Source organism: Neisseria sp. P0019.S003, assembly GCF_051957115.1.
GTDB classification, from domain to species: Bacteria; Pseudomonadota; Gammaproteobacteria; order Burkholderiales; family Neisseriaceae; genus Neisseria; species Neisseria flavescens_D.
In genome coordinates this window covers 160,498-177,068 of record NZ_JBQCWT010000001.1, presented here as the reverse complement: position 1 = coordinate 177,068, position 16,571 = coordinate 160,498, and the positions used below count along the sequence as shown (strand labels likewise).

At 48.6% G+C, this 16,571-nt stretch carries 16 protein-coding genes and 2 pseudogenes; 6 read left to right on the top strand and 12 right to left on the bottom strand.

All coding sequences use genetic code 11. The features are described from left to right. Nucleotides 1–44: 44 nt before the first annotated feature. The 5 genes and pseudogenes from ACTHTS_RS00855 to ACTHTS_RS00835 all read right to left on the bottom strand — a co-directional run bounded on the left by ACTHTS_RS00855 (nt 45) and on the right by ACTHTS_RS00835 (nt 4,601). A pseudogene (locus ACTHTS_RS00855) lies at nt 45–787 on the bottom strand (uroporphyrinogen-III synthase). Between the two features lie 72 nt (nt 788–859). Further along, a complete protein-coding gene (locus ACTHTS_RS00850; protein WP_101755163.1) occupies nt 860–1,636 on the bottom strand; it encodes a ferredoxin--NADP reductase in 777 nt (258 codons plus the stop codon). Between the two features lie 85 nt (nt 1,637–1,721). Then, nucleotides 1,722–2,477 (bottom strand): annotated as a pseudogene (locus tag ACTHTS_RS00845) (ATP-binding cassette domain-containing protein); the annotation flags it as partial. A gap of 253 nt (nt 2,478–2,730) precedes the next feature. Beyond that, on the bottom strand, nt 2,731–4,140 hold the full coding sequence (thrC, locus tag ACTHTS_RS00840; RefSeq protein ID WP_440368923.1) for a threonine synthase: 1,410 nt from the start codon (nt 4,138–4,140) through the stop codon (nt 2,731–2,733). An 86-nt stretch (nt 4,141–4,226) separates the two neighbouring features. Beyond that, nucleotides 4,227–4,601, bottom strand: coding sequence for a hypothetical protein (locus ACTHTS_RS00835; protein WP_440368921.1), 375 nt, complete (start codon nt 4,599–4,601; stop codon nt 4,227–4,229). 151 nt (nt 4,602–4,752) lie between these two features. Between ACTHTS_RS00835 and ACTHTS_RS00830 the strand changes: the two genes are divergently transcribed. The 6 genes from ACTHTS_RS00830 to ACTHTS_RS00805 all read left to right on the top strand — a co-directional run bounded on the left by ACTHTS_RS00830 (nt 4,753) and on the right by ACTHTS_RS00805 (nt 10,367). Further along, nucleotides 4,753–6,060, top strand: coding sequence for a replication-associated recombination protein A (locus ACTHTS_RS00830; protein ID WP_440368919.1), 1,308 nt, complete (start codon nt 4,753–4,755; stop codon nt 6,058–6,060). Nucleotides 6,061–6,246: 186 nt separating this feature from the next. Next, on the top strand, nt 6,247–6,462 hold the full coding sequence (locus ACTHTS_RS00825) for a hypothetical protein (RefSeq protein ID WP_070824389.1): 216 nt from the start codon (nt 6,247–6,249) through the stop codon (nt 6,460–6,462). Beyond that, entirely contained in the window at nt 6,434–6,859 is a 426-nt protein-coding gene (locus ACTHTS_RS00820) for a low molecular weight protein tyrosine phosphatase family protein (RefSeq protein ID WP_240315439.1), read from the top strand. Before ACTHTS_RS00825 ends, ACTHTS_RS00820 begins: the two co-directional genes overlap by 29 nt. Before the next feature lie 178 nt (nt 6,860–7,037). Continuing rightward, nucleotides 7,038–8,339 carry a hemolysin family protein gene (locus ACTHTS_RS00815; protein WP_440368916.1) on the top strand — a complete coding sequence of 434 codons (1,302 nt, stop codon included), beginning with the start codon at nt 7,038–7,040 and terminating at the stop codon, nt 8,337–8,339. A 58-nt stretch (nt 8,340–8,397) separates the two neighbouring features. Further along, nucleotides 8,398–9,201 carry an RNA ligase family protein gene (locus ACTHTS_RS00810; RefSeq protein WP_440368914.1) on the top strand — a complete coding sequence of 268 codons (804 nt, stop codon included), beginning with the start codon at nt 8,398–8,400 and terminating at the stop codon, nt 9,199–9,201. Nucleotides 9,202–9,233: 32 nt separating this feature from the next. After that, a complete protein-coding gene (locus ACTHTS_RS00805; RefSeq protein ID WP_440368912.1) occupies nt 9,234–10,367 on the top strand; it encodes an AAA family ATPase in 1,134 nt (377 codons plus the stop codon). Between the two features lie 89 nt (nt 10,368–10,456). Here the strand turns inward: ACTHTS_RS00805 and ACTHTS_RS00800 are convergent, their stop codons facing one another. The 7 genes from ACTHTS_RS00800 to ACTHTS_RS00770 form a co-directional block, all read right to left on the bottom strand. Further along, nucleotides 10,457–10,762 (bottom strand): hypothetical protein, encoded by a 306-nt coding sequence (locus ACTHTS_RS00800; protein ID WP_070838191.1) that lies wholly within the window; start codon nt 10,760–10,762, stop codon nt 10,457–10,459. Between the two features lie 26 nt (nt 10,763–10,788). Continuing rightward, nucleotides 10,789–11,679 (bottom strand): NAD(+) kinase, encoded by an 891-nt coding sequence (locus ACTHTS_RS00795; RefSeq protein WP_049322157.1) that lies wholly within the window; start codon nt 11,677–11,679, stop codon nt 10,789–10,791. A 27-nt stretch (nt 11,680–11,706) separates the two neighbouring features. Continuing rightward, nucleotides 11,707–12,279 carry a ubiquinone biosynthesis accessory factor UbiJ gene (locus tag ACTHTS_RS00790; RefSeq protein WP_440368909.1) on the bottom strand — a complete coding sequence of 191 codons (573 nt, stop codon included), beginning with the start codon at nt 12,277–12,279 and terminating at the stop codon, nt 11,707–11,709. Nucleotides 12,280–12,329: 50 nt separating this feature from the next. Next, entirely contained in the window at nt 12,330–13,103 is a 774-nt protein-coding gene (locus tag ACTHTS_RS00785; protein WP_440368907.1) for an SDR family NAD(P)-dependent oxidoreductase, read from the bottom strand. An 87-nt stretch (nt 13,104–13,190) separates the two neighbouring features. Beyond that, the gene (locus tag ACTHTS_RS00780) at nt 13,191–13,832 is read right to left on the bottom strand and encodes a TetR/AcrR family transcriptional regulator (RefSeq protein ID WP_440368905.1); all 642 of its coding nucleotides are present in this window, start codon (nt 13,830–13,832) and stop codon (nt 13,191–13,193) included. 18 nt (nt 13,833–13,850) lie between these two features. Continuing rightward, nucleotides 13,851–14,891: a UDP-N-acetylmuramate dehydrogenase gene (murB, locus tag ACTHTS_RS00775; protein WP_440368903.1), complete on the bottom strand. Its 1,041-nt coding sequence runs from the start codon at nt 14,889–14,891 to the stop codon at nt 13,851–13,853. Between the two features lie 70 nt (nt 14,892–14,961). Continuing rightward, complete coding sequence (locus ACTHTS_RS00770; protein ID WP_440368901.1) at nt 14,962–16,341, bottom strand: MATE family efflux transporter; 1,380 nt, start codon at nt 16,339–16,341, stop codon at nt 14,962–14,964. Nucleotides 16,342–16,571 lie beyond the last annotated feature (230 nt).

Below are 16,571 nucleotides of genomic sequence, written 5' to 3'. Positions count from 1 at the left end.
GTTCAGGCGCCGGAGCTGCCGTATTGGCAACTTGTTGGGTATCTTTATTGTCTTCGACTGGGTTCACTGCTTGGCTCCTTTGTGGCATGGATGAAAGTGCAGCGGATAGAGAAGTGACGGTTTCTACATGTTTGGCGCCGACGATGCGAAGCGCATCGGCAATGCGCGGATGGTGGGTAAAGTATAGCAAGGATTCGAAGAATCGGGAAAATTGCGGCGGAATCTGATGGAAAAATTCGCGCGCGAGTTCGCCGGATGTAACGTAGGCGGCAGCGATGTCTTCGGTTTTAAAGTTCTGCCAATCAATGGCATGTGGCCGTCTGAAATAGATTTCGGCGATGTCGATTTGGAAACCCAGTTTGGTCAGTTTATCTGCTAAAAAATCACGGCCGCCATGACCTCGAATGATTAGAACTCGGGCGTTGGGCGGCAGGTTTTTCCAAATAGGCATTCTCAAGACGGCTTCGCTGTCGTTGCCATCTTCGGGAGAGAATACGGGATAGGGGGAGAATTGTGCCAAAGTATGTTGGCTGGTTTGGCCGACGGTAATGTGTGCTCTGGGGCCGTCTGAAAAGTTCAGATGAGGCGCTGCGGTTTCAATAGCGGTGGGGCTGACCCAAAACACGACATCGGCTTGCTTAAATTGTTCGGGAAATTTGTTTAGTGCCGAACGGTCTGCCTCTATTTCGATCGGACTCAATACTTGAGCCTGCCAACCGGCTGCATGGCAGGTTTGGATATCTTGTTGCGGACGGTTGGACGGACGGATGATGAGTAGAGTAGGCATAATGTGGGATAAATTATTAAGGTTTAGGCCGTCTGAAAGAAGGGTTTCAGACGGCCTGCTGCCGGGGATACGTTATTGATCGACGAATGCGCGCTCAATCAGGTAGTCGCCGCGGACACCGGTTTTCGGAGAAACGGTCAGGCCGAATTCGTCCAAGACGTTGCAGGTGTCTTTCAACATGGCAGGGCTGCCGCACAACATGGCGCGGTCGTCTTGCGGATTGATTTTAGGCAGGCCGATGTCTTCGAAGAGTTTGCCGCTGCGCATCAAATCGGTCAGACGGCCTTGGTGTACATATTCTTCGCGTGAAACGATCGGGTAGTAAATCAATTTTTCTTTAACCAAGTCGCCTAGGTATTCGTGTTCGGGTAATTCTTTGGTAAAGCGGTCGTAGTATGCCAAGTCTTTTTTGTAGCGTACGCCGTGAACCAAGATGATTTTTTCGAATTGCTCGTAAATTTCAGGGTCTTTGGTAATGCTCAAGAAAGGGGCGATGCCGGTACCGGTGCTCAAGAGGTAGAGGTGTTTGCCCGGATTCAGGTCGCCGGCAACCAGTGTACCGGTCGGTTTTTTACTGATGAGGACATCATCACCGACTTTAAGGTGTTGCAGGCGGCTGGTCAATGGGCCGTCTTGTACTTTAATGCTGAAAAATTCCAGATGCTCTTCCCAGTTGGCAGAAGCCACGCTGTATGCGCGCATCAGCGGTTTGCCGTCAACCATCAGGCCGACCATGACGAACTGGCCGTTTTCAAAGCGCAAAGATTCGTCACGAGTACAGGTGAAAGTGAAGTAAGCGTCGGTCCAGTGGTGTACGGACAAGACTTTCTGGGTGTTGAATGCTGCCATTGATATTTCCTGTCGGATAAGGCCGTCTGAAAAGGATAAGTTGGGGCGGCCGAGGTTAATAAAAAGAATGGAATATAGTGTTCAGCTACTTGCTTGCCGGTTTGGCTGATTTTTCGCTGAGGCTGTGCAGGTCGGAATAGCGTCCGCCTGCGCTAATCAATTCATGATGAGTGCCTTGTTCGACGACATTGCCTTCGTGCATGACAACGATGTTGTCGGCTTTTTCGATGGTCGAAAGTCGGTGGGCAATCACTAAAGTGGTACGGTTTTGCATCAGGTTTTCCAATGCGGTTTGTACCAAACGTTCGGATTCATTATCCAATGCACTGGTGGCTTCGTCCAAAATCAAAATCGGCGCATTTTTCAAAAGCGCACGCGCAATGGCGAGGCGTTGACGTTGGCCGCCGGACAGTTTTAAACCGTTTTCGCCAACTTCAGTGTGCAGGCCTTGCGGCATTTTTTGGATAAATTCCCAAGCATTGGCTGCTTTTGCAGCATTGATAATTTCTTCTTCACTGAATTTGTCAGCTTGAGCATAGGCAATGTTTTCAGCAATCGTACCATTAAACAGGACAACGTTTTGGCTGACGAATGCCATGCGGCTGCGTAGGCTTTCGAGCGTATATTCATTAATGTTGACGCCGCTAATCAAAACTTTGCCTTCATCCGGATTAAGGAAGCGCGGCAACATATTGGCCAGGGTGGTCTTACCGCAGCCCGATGCGCCGACCAATGCGGTAACTTTGCCTTGCGGTACAAGCAGGTTGATGTGGTTCAAGCTGTTGCGTTCGGCTTCAGGATAGCGGTGTACAACATCGAAAAATTCGATATCGCTTGTGTTGTCTGTATATCAATCCAAATTTCATATCAATCCAGATTTAGAGCAAACATGCAATTCTAAACGAAAATATTTGTCATTACAATGTTTGCAATTGAAAGTCAAAAGGAGTTGGTATTGTTTTAACGCCTTGATTTTATAATAAGAACGACTGTGATGAGGTAGGATTGGCAATAATGTTATCCACTTCTCAAGCACCAGTCGCGGCCGTCTGAAAAAGTTTCAGACGGCCTCTTCAGTCGTCAAAGACAGCCAGTTAAGCCAAAGCTTCCTTAATGATGTCTTTTACTGTCGTTGCGTTATTAGGGACAACACGGACACGTTGCGGCAGGTTTTCCAAGCCTTCCAATGCGGCCGGACGGGGGATCGCAACTTCGCCAACAGCTTCATGGATGGTGGCTTCAAATTTGGCAGCCAATGCGGTTTCGAGGCAGACAATGGTTTCGCCGGCTTCGCGTACTTCACGCGCTACTTTGATGCCATCGGCTGTATGCGGATCAATCAATTCACGGTCTTGTTCGTAAACCTGTTTGATGGTGGCAAGGCGGTTGGCATGGGTCGATTTGCCGGAAACAAAGCCATATTGTTGATGTACTTTGTTTAAGACAAATTCCAAATTGAAACCTTTGCCGGAGCCTACTTCAGCCCATAAGGTTTTGATTTCGTCTGCATCGCGGTCCATCAGGTCAAACACAAAACGCTCGAAGTTGGAGGCTTTGGAAATATCCATAGACGGGCTGGAAGTGACGTGGGTGTGTTCGCTGTTGCGAGGGCGGTATGCGCCGGTTTTGAAAAACTCGTCCAATACGTCGTTTTCATTGGTGGCAACAATCAAGCGGTGGATTGGCAGGCCCATTTGGCGGGCGATATGACCGGCGCAGACATTGCCGAAGTTGCCGCTTGGTACGCAGAAGCTGACTTTTTCGTCATTGCTCGAAGTGGCATTGAAATAACCGGCGAAGTAGTACACGACTTGGGCGACGATACGTCCCCAGTTGATGGAGTTGACTGTGCCGATGCGGTATTTGGCTTTGAAGTCGGCATCGTTTTGTACTGCTTTGACGATGTCTTGGCAGTCGTCAAACATGCCTTCAACGGCGATGTTGTGGATGTTGGCATCTTGCAGGCTGAACATTTGCGCGCGTTGGAATACGCTCATTTTGCCTTCCGGCGACAGCATGAAGACATTCACGCCTTTTTTACCGCGCAGGGCGTATTCGGCGGCAGAGCCGGTATCGCCGCTGGTGGCGCCTAAGATATTGAGTTCTTTGCCTTCTTTTTTCAATACATATTCAAACGCATTACCCAAGAATTGCATGGCCATGTCTTTGAATGCCAAAGTCGGGCCGTTGGACAGGGCTTGGATTTTGATGCCGTCTGAAAGTGTACGCACCGGCGTGATGGCTTTGGTACCGAATACTTCTTCGGTGTAGGTGCGGTTGATGATGTCGCGTAAATCATCAGCAGGGATGTCGGTGGCAAACAGGCTCATGACTTCAAACGCCAGCTCGGGGTAGCTGAGTGTGCGCCATTGGTCTAAAGTAGCACGGTCGATTTGAGGGTATTGCTCAGGCAGCATCAAACCGCCGTCAGGAGCCAAGCCCATCAATAAAACTTCGCTGAATTGTTTGCGTGCGGTCGCACCGCGGGTGCTGATGTATTTCATGGTTTCTTCTCTATATATTTAAAATTCAAATAGAAAGTCAAAACGAATTCAGACGGCCTCGATATTAAAAAAGGCCGTCTGAATAATTATTTGTAGAGTCGTTTGAAGCAGGCGGTAACGGTTTTAGCTGCGACAGAAGTAAGAGCTTGAGTGCGAGTAGATGGACTCAATACCTGCATCATTTCAGTTGCAGTCAATTGGTTTGGTGCTTCTTCGCTGGCGCAGCCGCAGATTTTATTTTCCCATTCGGCTTGTTTTTCCGCGCTCATGGCCAAAGCAATGACGCGCCATTCGTTACGTTTGTTTAATTCGGTACGGCATTGGCTGTCTACCGCCATTTTCACTACGCTGCTGCCGATACCCGTACCGCTGCCCAAACCGCCGAAAGAGTCGCCGCCGGTAGCGCATGCACCCAATAAGAAAGCTGATGTAACAGCTGCCAAAAGAGCTTTTGAAGTCATGATGTTTCCTGTAAACAAGGCCGTCTGAAACGTCCGAAGAATTCTCAAAATAGCATGTATTATACCGTAATGCGGCCCGATATGTGTGTTTGCGAAACTACCGTATAATGCTAGCGAGTTTTCTTTTCAATCAATCAGCACGAAAGCCGCTATGTCCGACCTTTTTGCACGCCAACCCGAAGCCCCTTTAGCCGAACGCCTGCGCCCGCATTCTTTAGATGATGTCATCGGGCAGCAGCACTTAATCGGCGGGGGTAAACCTTTGCGCGTGGCGGTGGAAGGAGGAAAGCCACATTCTATGTTGCTGTGGGGGCCGCCGGGCGTAGGCAAAACCACGCTGGCACGGATTTTGGCGCAAAGCTTTAATGCACAGTTTCTGCCTGTTTCTGCCGTATTTTCAGGCGTGAAAGACATACGCGAGGCAATCGAAAAAGCTGAAATTGCCCTGCAACAAGGACGAGCGACGATTTTGTTTGTTGACGAGGTACACCGCTTCAACAAAGCGCAACAGGACGCATTTTTGCCTTATGTCGAAAGCGGCTTATTAACCTTTATCGGCGCGACCACGGAAAACCCGTCATTTGAAGTCAATCCGGCATTACTCAGCAGGGCGCAGGTGTATGTCTTGCAATCCTTGTCTTCAGACGACCTAAAAAAACTGATTGCCAAAGTGTTGGCCTTGCCCGAATACCAAGATTTTACGATTGAAGCCGATGCGCAAGAATTGCTTGTGAATACCGCCGATGGCGATGCGCGTAGATTGTTGAATTTATTGGAACAACTTTTACGTGCTGCCGATACACGCCGTCTGAAAACCTTAACCGCCGAATTTCTCGCCGATAGTTTGGGTGCGCAAATCCGCCGTTTTGATAAGGGTGGCGAGAGTTTCTACAATCAAATTTCTGCATTGCACAAATCCGTGCGCGGTTCGCATCCGAATGCTGCGCTGTATTGGTTCTGCCGTATGCTCGACGGCGGTACCGACTCGCGCTATCTCGCCCGCCGCATTGTCCGCATGGCATGGGAAGACATCGGCTTGGCTGATCCGCGTGCCTTAACGATTGCCAATGATGCCGCCGCGACTTATGAGCGCTTAGGCTCGCCGGAAGGGGAGCTTGCTTTGGCTCAAGCCGTGTTGTACCTTGCCGCCGCCGCCAAATCCAATGCAGGCTATAAGGCATACAACCAAATGCGCCGTTTCGTCAAAGAAAATGCCAGCGACGAAGTGCCCGTCCACCTGCGCAATGCACCGACTAAGTTGATGAAAGAATTGGGTTACGGACGCGAATACCGCTATGCCCACGACGAACCAAACGCCTACGCCGCTGGCGAAAGCTATATGCCCGACGGTTTGGACGAGCCGGATTTCTACCAACCTGTCCCGCGCGGACTGGAAATCAAAATTGGCGAAAAGCTGAAATGGTTGAAATCCTTGGATGAAGATGCGCTGGATGATTAAAACAGTAAATGTGTCTCAAGTTTCAGACGGCCTTTGGCTATTTTGAGCCTAATAAATTGTTTAATATTGGCATTATATCTTCAGTTTCGCTATAATTTTGTCATCCTATTTTTTGCCGAATAATCGAATACATAAAGAATCGCGGCTGCTGAACCCGATTTCCGAAACAAAATTAGAAAGCAGATAATGGACAATTTAGATCAAAGTCGTAGCCGTGCATGGCGACGACATCAAGAGCAACGCCCCAGTCATCGTATACATGGCAAAAATCCTTTGAAATATAAACCTGAAAAAAAGTGGGATTTGATATATCTCCGCAGCAATAAAATCAAACGTGCACAAAAACTGGGTTTTATTTATCCGTTCAGACAGCATGAATTTGATGCTGAATGGTTTGATTAACTCAAAAGATACATTTTCGATTCAATCGAGATGGTTTTCACAAGGCGGATATTTTCCGCCTTTTTTAATTTTTATGAATGCACTTTTTATTTGTAGTCGTAACCAATGGCGCAGTCCTACCGCTGAAACCGTATTTCGACGTTATCCAAATGTACAGGCACGTTCTGCGGGGACTAGCCCCAATGCGCGGCATACTGTTTCCATAGACGACATCGCATGGGCGGATAAGATTTTCGTAATGGAACAAAAACATAAGAGCCGTCTGCTGGCACAGTTTCCCCGTGCTTTGCAATATAAGGAAATGATTGTTTTAGATATTCCTGATAATTACAGATACATGGATGAAGAGTTGATAGAAATATTGAAGGAAAGTGTCGTGCCTTATCTGTCTAGATAATGAGGTTTTCCTCAAGATTATCTGAAAAAAATATGACTTACTTCTAAGTAAAATTTATTCCAAAACATCATTTACTTCACGCATCACTGACAAATAACACGCATAAGATCAAATTGAATTTTTCAGACGGCCTTTGCTGTTTGAATATTTTTAACCTATACCATACACACACTTTTTCATGAATATTTTTGAAGCCTTACTATTATTGTGCCTGCTGATTGTCATTAGCGCGTTTGTATCCTGTTCCGAACTCGCGCTTGCTTCGGCACGCAAAATCAAATTACAGGTCATGGCGAAAGACGGCGGCGATACGCGTGCGCTTGATGTAATCAATATGCAGCAGCAGCCGGGCAGTTTTATTACCGTTGTCCAAATCGGTTTGAATGCTGTCGCCATTCTTGCCGGTATCGTCGGAGAGGCGGCGGTGCGCCCCTATTTTGATGGTTTGTTGGCAAACGCAGGCAGTTGGGGCAGTACCGTTGCGTCGCTGCTGACATTCTCGCTGGTTACAGGCAGCTTTATTTTAATTGCCGACCTGATGCCCAAGCGTATGGCAATGACCCATCCCGAAGCGGTGGCGGTACGCATTGTCCGTCCGATGATGTTTCTGATTTTTATATTAAAACCCCTTGTCTGGGTTTTTGACGGGTTGGCAAACGCAATATTCAAACTCTTCAAAATTTCAACCGTCCGCCAGGAGCAGCTGACCTCGGAAGATATTTATGCCGTCGTTGATGCCGGCGCTCAGGCTGGTGTGTTGAAAGAGCAGGAACACTATCTGATTGAAAATATTTTCGATATGCAGGAGCGTACGGTCACTTCCACCATGAGTACGCGCGAATATATCGCCTATTTTGACAAACATGACGACAGCGATACCGTGTTGGAAATGATGTCGGACAAACCGCACAACAAATTCCTCGTGTGTGACGGCGATTTGGAACGCGTTATCGGCTATATCGAATCACACACGCTGCTGACCTTGTTTTTAAAAGAAAAAGACGTCCGCCTGACCGACAAGCGTGTATTACGCAAAGCCTTGTTCATTCCCGATACACTGTCGCTTTACGATGTATTAGAGACCTTCAAAACTTCCGGCGAAGACTTCGCCGTAGTGGTGAACGAATACGCGCTGGTGGTTGGGGTGGTAACGCTGAAAGATGTGATGAGTATTGTGATGGGTGAGCTGGTCAATACTGAAGAAGAGCCGCAAATTATCCGCCGTACCGAAGATACATGGTTGGTGGACGGTGCTACGCCGCTTACCGATGTTATGCGCGCATTGGATATTGAAGAGTTTCCCAATTCGGAAAACTACGAAACCATCGCCGGCTTTATGATGTATTCCCTGCGCAAAATCCCGAAGCGTACGGATTTTCTGGTTTATGCCGGTTATAAGTTTGAAATCATCGATACCGAAAATTTGAAAATCGACCAACTTTTGGTTTCCAAACAAGGAAATATGGTGGGGAAAATATAACAAGTTGCTGGGAATACTTGAAAAGAAAATTAAAAAATGAATAAAAAGGAAAAATATTATGACGACAACTGAACCTCAAAAATACGCTCGCAGCCTGCACGCGCCCATTAGCCTCGGCACGACTTCAGACGACCGCTTTATGCCGCGCGGCTTTCTTTCATATTTTGCCTCGCTACCGAAATTGGTTTTAACCGAAAAATTAGATGGGCAAAACAACTGCTTTGCCGCACACGGCCTCTATGCCCGTAGTCATACTGCACCTACCCAGCATCCGTGGGATAAACCTTTGCTGCAACGATGGCAGCAAATCAAAGATGATTTAGGCGATCTTGAACTTTTTGGCGAGAATATGTATGGCATTCATTCGATTGCCTATTCGCAACTGGAAAGCCATTTTTACCTGTTTGCAGTCCGCCGTGGCGGACATTGGCTTTCATGGGAAGAGGTTAAATTTTATGCGCAGCTGTTTGATTTTCCGACTGTGCCAGAAATACCCATTGTCCAGCTGCTTGCAGATTTCACTCAAAAATACGCCAATGAAGATATTGCTTTAGCGCAATGGCTTGCCGCTAATTTGGGAGAGCCGTGGACGGACAGCGTACAAACTTCCGGCAAGCTTGGCGGCTACGATCCGAACACAGGAGCGGCATGCAGCGAAGGTTTTGTTATCCGTAACGCCGCTGATTTTGCCACCAACAACGGCAATCTGCCTGTTCAATCCAATGAATTCGACAATCTTTTCAAATTGGTGCGAGCCAAACACGTTAAAACTGATGTTCATTGGACGAAAACTTGGAAGCCTGCCCATCTCATCGATTACGACAAATACCATTGGCAAAGCTGGCAGTTTCAGACGGCCTGAAGTCCAATGATCCAATAATAAGAAAGACGATTATGTGGACATTCCCATATTACATACCCGGTCAACTTCCTGATTGGCAAGCATTAGAACGTCGTTTCAGCTGGTTTGCCGATATGAAGGACGTTCCGCAAGACCCTGAGTGGCATGCCGAAGGCGATGTATTTACGCATACCAAAATGGTGTGCGAAGCCCTTTTAAAACTGCCCGAGTTTCAAGCGATTGATGAACAGGAGCAGCATATTCTGTTTGCTGCCGCTATGTTGCATGATGTGGAAAAACGCAGTACGACCAAGCGTGAAATAGAAAACGGCAAAGAGCGTATCGTTTCGCCGCATCACGCAAAAAAAGGCGAGCATACCGCCCGTACTTTGCTGTATACCGAACTTGCCGCTCCGTTTGCCGTAAGAGAAGCAATCGCTAAACTTGTACGTTTGCACGGATTGCCCTTATGGGCGATTAACAAGCCTAATCCTGAGCGAGCCGTCATAGCAGCCAGTTTGCAAGTCAACACTGCGCATCTTGCCATGCTGGCTAAAGCTGATGTACTGGGTCGTATATGTTGCGACCAACAGGATATTTTGCTGCGCATTGATTTGTTTCGTGAACTCTGTGAAGAAAATGCTTGTTGGGGTAAGGCACGTACTTTCGCCAACGACTACGGACGCTATCTCTATCTTAACGGCCGTAGCGAAATGCCGGATTATCAGCCATTTGATGATCAGACCTTTGATGTGTACGCCATGTGCGCCATAGCAGGTAGCGGCAAAGACAGTTACATCAGGCAACATCTTGCCCATTTACCTATGCTGTCGCTGGATGAAATTCGCCGTGAGCGCAAACTTGATCCCGCAGATTCCAAACATACCGCCGAAGCAGTGCGTTTGGGTAAAGAGCAGGCAAAAGAATACCTGCGCGCCCATACGTCATTTGTCTTTAATGCGACCAATCTCAACCGCGACTTGCGCAGTAAATGGCTGCCGATGTTTGCCGATTACGGCGCACGTGTGCATCTCATTTATTTGGAAGTGCCTTACACGCAATTACTATCGCAAAACCGTAACCGCGAACATTCTGTTCCGAATGATGTGTTGCACCGCATGATAGAAAAGCTGGAAATCCCTGATTACAGTGAAGCGCATACGGTAGATTTTGTGGTTTCTTCTTAAAAAGTAAAGGGTTTTTGTAAGTAGGCCGTCTGAAATTTCAGACGGCCTTTTTATGAAATCAAAAATTGCTGGAGTCAAGACAGAGGTCTTTATTCGCAATTTAAGCCTTTTGTTTTTTCAGCAAATGTATCCATGGCAATTTGGCACATGCGTTCACGTTGGCCTACGTCGGCGGCGGGCAGGATTTGGCGCAGGTATTTTGTGTTGTCGCGTTGGAACGATGCTTTATCGCCTGCTTTTTGGTAACACGCATCCGCTCGGGTAAAGTATTGCTGGCAGATTTTCGGCAATTCTTCAAAGGACAAGGGTTTGCTTTTGTGCATACCGTGTGCGGAGACGGAGAGGGAGGAAAGGGCGCACAGCGCGATGATTAAGGTTTTTGAAATGGTTTTCATGGTCAGCCTGTTTATTGAAGTGGTGTTTAAATCAATTGTTCGCCCCAATGCAGCTTTTGGCGCAGGGTTTTGAAGTATTGGTAATCGGTGGGATGGAGGACGCGCAAGGGATTGTGATAGCGGCGGATGATGATGCGGTCGAAGTTTTGCACGTCGATATGGGATTGTCCGTCAAAGTGTGCGCGTGCGTCGCCGCTTTTGGTAATAAGAATTTCGATCACGCTGGTGTCGGGTATGGCAATCGGACGGTTGGTCATGGATTGCGGACAGATAGGCACAAGCGTGAAGGCGTGCAGGCCGGCCTGCATGATGGGGCCACCGGCGGCAAGCGCGTAGGCGGTCGAACCTGTCGGTGTGGAAATAATCAGGCCGTCCGAACGTTGGGTATAGACAAATTCTTGATTGATAAAGACTTCAAATTCAATCATTTGGCCTGCGCCGCCACGAGACAGTACGGTATCGTTGAGGGCGAGGGCGCGTTCGATGGTTTCGCCGTCACGAATGATACTGGCTTCAATGAGGATGCGTTCTTCGGGCAGATATTTGCCTTCCAGTACGGGGCGGATGCCCTCAACCATGGTATCGCGTGAGATTTGGGTGAGAAAACCCAAGTGGCCTTGATTGATACCGATGATGGGTACGGCGCGTGGGGCAACTTCGCGGGCGGCGGAGAGGAAGGTGCCGTCGCCGCCGAGCACAATGACGAGGTCGCAATATTTGCCCAGCTGGGCTTTGTTTACGGTTTCGCAGTAGGCGGAGTCTTGGATATAGACACAGTGTTCTTCTACGCTCAATTCATCCAGATAGATGGTGAAGCCGTTTTCGCGCAGAAAAGAAACCAATGTGTGGACGGTATCTTGAATCTCGGGCGTATTGGGACGTGTAACGATACCGATGTTTTTAAATGGGCTTTTCATGGTAGTAGGCCGTCTGAAATTAAGTGTCTAATCTATCCAGATATCGCGCTCGAGCCGGTCGAGGCGTTCGTTTAGGCGGGCAACGTCGTCACGCAGTTTGTCCACTTCTTCCAACCATGCGGCAAGCGTGGCTTGGTCGATAACAGGGGATTCGGGTTCGCGTGAAAAGTCGCTGATTTGCTCGGCAATGCTTTTGCCGATTTTTTTCATGGTGCGGCCGATGTCGCCGGCGCGCGAGCTGATGCTTTCTGCAGCCACATGACCGAATACACGCGCCAAATCTTCGCTCGGATAATAGCGCAGTCCACCCAAAATAGGAAGGACGGACATGCCCAATACTAAGTCGCCTTCGAGGCTGATGTCGCCCACGCTGGGCTGGCCGCCTTGGAGGATTTTTTGGATGGCGCTGTTGTGGAATGTGATGTTGGTGTCGGCGGTTTCGTGTGCGGTTTCAAGAAAACCTTGTTCGCTGATGCGTCCGGTCAGTCTGAAACCGGTCAGGCTGATGCAGATGATGCTGCCTGCAAATTCAGACAGCTCGCGCTGTTGCTCCGGATTTTGCTGTATCAGGTGGTTGATAAGGGGAAATAGGGCGGACATGGTTTACTCTAAATGCCGTCTGAAACGGATTAATGGATTGAGTCGCAATTTTACAGGCTTAGCCCGTCTGCGCAAACGGTATTTACAATTTTGCCGTTGCTTTTGTCATCAACGATGAAATCAGGAGCCGGCAGGCCAAGTTTGGCCGCTTCGGCAGTATAAAATTCGGCTCGGCTTGGGTGGCGGGGTTCGACAATATTGCAGATACGCTTGCCGTCAGCTTGGCAGGCCGTCTGAAAAAGGACTTGGACGGCCAAGTCTTTATGAAGAATATTGACGGGTTGATTGCCGCCTTGAATGCGTGTTTTTTGAACCAGCTTGGTAACGGGATGACGGTCGGCAGAATAAAGTCCGCCCAGTCGCAGTATGTCGATATGGGGGACGGCACTTTCAAGCAAGGCTTGCTCGATTGTGAGGATTTGACGGGCGGATTCAGTTTGCGGATCGGGCGGCGTGGTTTCATCGCATATGCGTGCTTGGTCGCCATACACGCTGGTGCTGCTGGTGAAGATGATGTGTTGTACCTTAGATTGCTCGGCAAGTTGAATCCATTTTTTCAGGGTATCGGCGTAATGGTTTAATGACGAAGGCGGAAGCAGGCAAAACCATGTCGGCTTGTTGATATGGTTTTGCCACAAGGTCGAACTGTGAAAAATATCGTCTTGATTTAAATCGATAATGTCGAGTTCAATCGGCAGATTGATGTCGTCAGAGGTCAGGTTGCGTTTGATGGCGGCTACCTGACTGCCTTGTTCATAACATTTTTGCGCCAGCGGCAAGCCGAGATAGCCTAAGCCGAGAATGGAAATATCGGGAAGGTGCATAAATAAAGCATCCGAAAATTAACATGCCGTCTGAAAATAGCTTTAACTTGGTTAAAGCTATTTTCAGACGGCCTTTGTATGGAAAAATTAATGGTTGCTACCGATTTTTTTGTCGAATTCGGCACGGTGTTCCGGCAGCAAGTAAGGGCGCAACAGGCTGAGTGTTCGGCTGATGCCCCGTACTTTGGAATCTTCGGTCAACTTGGCGCGGCCGCGCAGGGAGCTGTCGAAGTCGAACCAGTATTTCGTCACCATCCACATATTGACGGCAAGGTCGTTCATGGCGGTTTGGTCTGCGCTGATGATGTTCAGACCGTTGAGCTGGGTCAGCAGGTTGACCAACAGCGGGGAAACTTTGGCTTGGGTAAAGGTATTGTGTTCACCCAATAATTCGGCACTGCGGGCAAGCAGGGTATTCACATCGCTGAAAAGGAAACGGTATTCCCACATCACATCATAAATACCGGCCATGTAGTTGATGGAGTCTTCCACATTAGACGGCAACACGGCCTCGTTAAGGTAGACAAGCAGGGCTTCGCTGTAACGTTTGAACAATTGGACGATGATTTCGTCTTTGTTGCGGAAATGGTAGTAGAGGTTGCCCGGGCTGATGCCCAAGTGGGCGGCAATATGGTTGGTGCTGATATTGCGCTCGCCTTCTTCGTTGAATAAGGCGAGGCTGGCATTGATGATTCGTGTGTAAGTGTTGACTTTAGCAATGCGCGGCATGGGATACACTCCTTTGTTTTATAGGCTGTATGAAGTCGGCAGCCAGTTGGGTTCTGCGTGTAATTCTACCTGAAATTGAGTAAATACTGTATTACAAACATATTGCGCCAGCTGGTGGACATCTTGAGCGGACGCATTGTTTTTATTCACCAAAACCAAAGCCTGTCTGTCATGCACAGCCGCCCCGCCGATCTGATGGCCTTTCAGACGGCATTGGTCAATCAGCCAGCCGGCCGCGAGTTTGACCGAACCGTCAGGCTGCGGATAGCGTGGCATATTGGGGTATTGCTGCAACAAATCGGCAGTTTTTTCAGCGCTGACAACTGGGTTTTTAAAGAAACTTCCGACATTACCAAGCACGTTAGGATTAGGCAGTTTACTGTTGCGAATTGCACACACTGCATCGGAAACATCTTTGGCTGTTGCTTCTCGGCCTTGGCTCAGTTCGGCAACCGCTGCCGCCAAATCGCCATAGCCCAAGTTCGGCACAAAATGCTCTTTCAGCGCAAATACAACAGAAACAATCACATAGCGGCCTTTGCCTTCCTGTTTGAACAGGCTTTCACGATAAGCAAAATCGCAATCGGCATTGGAAAGCTCGACAAAGGTTTCCGTATCCAAATCAAAGCAGCGTACGCTATGGATAACATCTTTCGCTTCAACACCATATGCACCGATATTTTGTACCGGAGACGCGCCGACCGTGCCCGGAATCAGACTGAGGTTTTCCAGCCCGCTTAAACCCAGTCCAACCGTATGTAAAACAAAATCATGCCAAATTTCCCCGGCCTGCGCTTCGATATAAACCAGGCCGTCTGAACGCTCAATTTCGCGTATTCCCTTGTTTTCCATATGCACAACCAGACCGGCGTAGTCCTCCATCAAAAGGATATTGCTGCCGCCGCCGAGCCATAAAACAGTATCTCGGTTGAACTCGGGCAGCCGGACGATGTCGCGCAACTCGTCGGCGTGTTTGAGTGCAACAAATGCTTGGGCTTGGGCTTTGAGGCCGAAAGTGTTGTAAGGGGTAAGGTCGGTTTGGTATTGAATGGATTGCATGGGTTTAACTTTAAAATAGGAATTCGTTGATTAAATGGCGTAGTCAGTGGAGAAAGACTGCTTGTATTATTCAGACGGCCTTATGCGATTTGACCATTTCTTTACTACAAAGCTCCAAGCACCATACCAATGCAATGGCGGCAATCGTCAGTGAAACGGTCAGCGCAGTCCAGAAGCCGTAAATGCCCATATCGGTATGATAGGCAAGCAGGTAGCCGGGCAGCAGGCCGCAGCCCCAGAAAGCGGTGGCATGGATGAACATCGGCATTTTGGTCACTTTATAGCCGCGCAGCGCATATGAAGCGATACATTGGGTGGCGTCTGCCAGTTGGAATAGGGAGGCGAAAAATAAAACGGTCGCGGCAATGCCTAATACGGCCGCATCGTTGGTGTACATACCGGCCAACTGAAAGCGAAAGATGACCAAGAGCAGCGCGGTACAGGTGGCAAGTACCCAGCCCAACACCAGCGAAACGCCTGAAATATAACGCGCCCGCAAAAACTCGCGGCGTCCGAGCGAAAAGCCTACGCGTACCGTGCTTGCCGAGCCAACGCTTTGCGGAACCATATACAAAATACCCGACAGGCTGATGACGACTTGTTGCGCGGCGACATAATCCTCGCCGAATGGCGCCACCAAAAAGACGATAAACGAAAACGCGCTGGCTTCTAAAAAATAAGACAAGCCGATGGGTGCGCCGATTTTCCAAATCTGTTTGAAAGCCGCCCAATCGGGTCTGCCGATTTTTGCTGTCAAGCCAAACGGACGGAAGAATTTTTCTTTGGCAATATAAAGCCACAAAGCCAATGCGCTGAACCAAAATACCGCCGCCGTTGCCACGCCGCAACCTGCGCCGCCCAAAGCAGGCATACCGAATTTGCCGTAAACAAACACATAGTTCAACGGCACATTCAACACAAACGCCGCAAAGCTGACCAACATAATCACGCGCGGACGGTTCAAGCTGGAGGCATAAGCGTGCAGGGCGCGGTGTATCATGGCGGCAGGCATTGCCAAGCTGGTGAAGAACATATATTGCGCCATCGTGTCTTCGACATAATCGTTCAATGTCAGCCAATGACGGAATGGCGTAATCATCGCCCACATCAACAGCATACCGAATACGCCCAAACACAAGCCAAACCAAATACCCTGCATTCCTGTTTTGCCGACTTCTTGGGTTTTACCTGCGCCGTACAGCTGGGCAATCATCGGGTTCAATGCCGCCATCACGCCCATAAAGGTAATGTAAATCGTGGAAAACGCGCTACTGCCCAAAGCCACCGCGGCCAAATCTTCCTTACCTGCGCCACCGGCCATCACCGTATCGACAAAACCAATACCCACTTGCGCCACTTGCGCCAACAGCATAGGCAGGGCGAGGGCGGTAAGCAGGCGGGTTTCTTTTAAGAAAACAGGAAAGGCAAAGCGGTTGAGGCTCAGTAGCATAATTGTGTGTGGATTGAGGATAAAGGCCGTCTGAAACGGAAATTTAAAATTATAAAGGGTAATGCTTATAAGTAGGAAAACTATTATTTGTCAGTAGAATAGTTATTTTCAGTTTTATCATGGTATATTAACTCATAAATAACATAACTCTTTGTAATATAATATATGGGTTATTGGTAAAGGCCGTCTGAAACGGCGAGGACAAAATCGTTTGATTTCGTTTTTCACTG

Bases quoted from the DNA above. Each gene is read 5' to 3' on its own strand.
- ACTHTS_RS00850 (WP_101755163.1), bottom strand. From the start codon at position 1,636: ATGGCAGCATTCAACACCCAGAAAGTCTTGTCCGTACACCACTGGACC.
- thrC (WP_440368923.1), bottom strand. From the start codon at position 4,140: ATGAAATACATCAGCACCCGCGGTGCGACCGCACGCAAACAATTCAGC.
- ACTHTS_RS00835 (WP_440368921.1), bottom strand. From the start codon at position 4,601: ATGACTTCAAAAGCTCTTTTGGCAGCTGTTACATCAGCTTTCTTATTG.
- ACTHTS_RS00830 (WP_440368919.1), top strand. From the start codon at position 4,753: ATGTCCGACCTTTTTGCACGCCAACCCGAAGCCCCTTTAGCCGAACGC.
- ACTHTS_RS00825 (WP_070824389.1), top strand. From the start codon at position 6,247: ATGGACAATTTAGATCAAAGTCGTAGCCGTGCATGGCGACGACATCAA.
- ACTHTS_RS00820 (WP_240315439.1), top strand. From the start codon at position 6,434: ATGAATTTGATGCTGAATGGTTTGATTAACTCAAAAGATACATTTTCG.
- ACTHTS_RS00815 (WP_440368916.1), top strand. From the start codon at position 7,038: ATGAATATTTTTGAAGCCTTACTATTATTGTGCCTGCTGATTGTCATT.
- ACTHTS_RS00810 (WP_440368914.1), top strand. From the start codon at position 8,398: ATGACGACAACTGAACCTCAAAAATACGCTCGCAGCCTGCACGCGCCC.
- ACTHTS_RS00805 (WP_440368912.1), top strand. From the start codon at position 9,234: ATGTGGACATTCCCATATTACATACCCGGTCAACTTCCTGATTGGCAA.
- ACTHTS_RS00800 (WP_070838191.1), bottom strand. From the start codon at position 10,762: ATGAAAACCATTTCAAAAACCTTAATCATCGCGCTGTGCGCCCTTTCC.
- ACTHTS_RS00795 (WP_049322157.1), bottom strand. From the start codon at position 11,679: ATGAAAAGCCCATTTAAAAACATCGGTATCGTTACACGTCCCAATACG.
- ACTHTS_RS00790 (WP_440368909.1), bottom strand. From the start codon at position 12,279: ATGTCCGCCCTATTTCCCCTTATCAACCACCTGATACAGCAAAATCCG.
- ACTHTS_RS00785 (WP_440368907.1), bottom strand. From the start codon at position 13,103: ATGCACCTTCCCGATATTTCCATTCTCGGCTTAGGCTATCTCGGCTTG.
- ACTHTS_RS00780 (WP_440368905.1), bottom strand. From the start codon at position 13,832: ATGCCGCGCATTGCTAAAGTCAACACTTACACACGAATCATCAATGCC.
- murB (WP_440368903.1), bottom strand. From the start codon at position 14,891: ATGCAATCCATTCAATACCAAACCGACCTTACCCCTTACAACACTTTC.
- ACTHTS_RS00770 (WP_440368901.1), bottom strand. From the start codon at position 16,341: ATGCTACTGAGCCTCAACCGCTTTGCCTTTCCTGTTTTCTTAAAAGAA.